This is a genomic window from Pseudomonas emilianonis (assembly GCF_023072625.1).
GTDB lineage: Bacteria > Pseudomonadota > Gammaproteobacteria > Pseudomonadales > Pseudomonadaceae > Aquipseudomonas > Aquipseudomonas paraveronii.
Genome location: NZ_JAKNRV010000614.1, coordinates 1 through 1805 on the forward strand (window position 1 = coordinate 1; position 1805 = coordinate 1805).

2 protein-coding genes are annotated in these 1805 nt (G+C 60.9%); both read left to right on the forward strand.

Going from position 1 to position 1805, the window contains the following annotated elements:
• Positions 1-2: 2 nt before the first annotated feature.
• Entirely contained in the window at positions 3-557 is a 555-nt protein-coding gene (locus L9Z73_RS30045) for a vWA domain-containing protein (RefSeq protein WP_247408570.1), read from the forward strand.
• A gap of 110 nt (positions 558-667) precedes the next feature.
• On the forward strand, positions 668-1805 hold a 1138-nt coding region (locus tag L9Z73_RS30050; RefSeq protein ID WP_247408572.1), incomplete at its 3' end, for a type VI secretion system Vgr family protein.

The window sequence follows — 1805 nt, forward strand, 5'->3', positions numbered from 1 at the left end:
CGATCAACTGGCCGGGCACCTTGCTCGGGGGGCGGCCGCAGTGTCGTGAGGATCTGCGCTTGCACCTGCGCAGCCGCTCGGCCCAAGAGTTATGGTTGGTGATTGTCGACGCCTCGGCGTCCACCCGACGGCATCGTGCGTTGACCGATGCCAAAGGGTTATTGGCCCAACTGTTGGATGACGCCTACCGGCAGCGGGCGCGCATGGCATTGCTGACGGCGAGCGGACAGTCGCCGAAGTGGCAGGTGCAGGGCCTGAAAGCCGCGAAGAGCCTGATGGGTTGGCTGGATCAGCTCGGCGCGGGTGGCGGTACGCCGCTGTTGGCCGCGCTGAGCGAGGCGGCACAATGGCTGGCGGCGCGCAGAAAACGCTACCCCACCGAGCAGCAGCGGTTGCTGGTAATGACCGATGGGCGGCTCAAGGAGATTGTCGCGTTGCCAGCGCTGGATTGCACGGGCTTACTGATCGATATCGAGCGTGGGCCGATTCGGTTGGGGAGGGCACGAGAGCTGGCTCAGCGCCTCTATTTGGACTATCGACATATCGATAGTTTTTAGGCTCTAAAACCCAATCGGGAAGTGTCGCTCTTGTAAAGTCGAATTTTCCGACATTATTCAGCGATAACAAATCTTTACTCTCTGGGCTCTCGCGTCCAGGAGTAAAGGGAATGACTTCCAGCGTACTACCGAGCGTTTTTTTCGACCACGGCCGGCACACCCTGAACGTGCGCAACGTCGAAACCCGTTTCGACGTGTTGGCCTTTGAGGGCCAGGAATACCTGAGCCAACCCTTCACCTATCGCATAGAGTTCACCAGCACCGAACGTGACCTCGGCGCCGAAACCCTGCTCGGCCAGGCCGCCCGTTTCAGCCTGCACGCCCCACCGCAAAAACCACCGGCCTTGGGCTTCAGCGCGCCCGAGATCAAACCGCTGCGTACCCTGCACGGCGTAGTCACCGGTTTCAAACGCCTGTCCGGCTCCGCTGATGAAGCCCGCTACGAAATCACCCTGCAACCGCACCTGGCTCTACTCGGCCAAGGCCGACAATTTCGCATCTACCAGCATCAATCGGTACCGCAGATCGTCGAAAGCATCCTGCGCAGCCGCCACGATTTTGAAGGCCAGGACTTCCTTTTCAGCCTGGTGCGGGAATACCCCAAACGCGAACAGGTTATGCAGTATGGCGAGAGCGATCTGGCCTTCATCTCGCGCCTGCTGGCCGACGTCGGCATCTGGTACCGCTTCACCAGCGACGAACGCCTGAATATCGACGTGGTGGAATTTCACGATGACCAGCGTCACTACCAGTTTGACGTGGCGTTGGCCTACCTCCCGCAATCCGGGCTCAGCAGCAGTGGCCAGGACGGCGCGTGGGCCCTGCAATCGAGCCACCACGTGGTGGAACAGCACGTCAATATCCGCACCTACCATCACCGCGTGGCCAACGCTCACCTGAACGGTGACATCGACCAAACTCGCGGCGCCAGCGGCACCTATGGCGAGGCTTATCACTACGCCGAACCCTACACCGTCATGGGCGACCGCTATGCCCATGACGAAGACCTGCAAAGCGAAAGTGGCTACTTCTATGCCCGGCTGCGTCACGAGCGTTACCTCAACGGCCAAACGCGACTCAGCGGCGTCAGCAGCAGCGCAACCCTTGCTCCAGCGCAGGTGCTTAAAATCTCTGGCGGCGCGCCACAGGCTTTCGCCCCCGGTGCGGTGATCACCCAACTGATCAGCCGCGCCGCTCGCGACGCCAGTTACGAAGTGACGTTTGAGGCCATTCCCTACTCGGAAACCG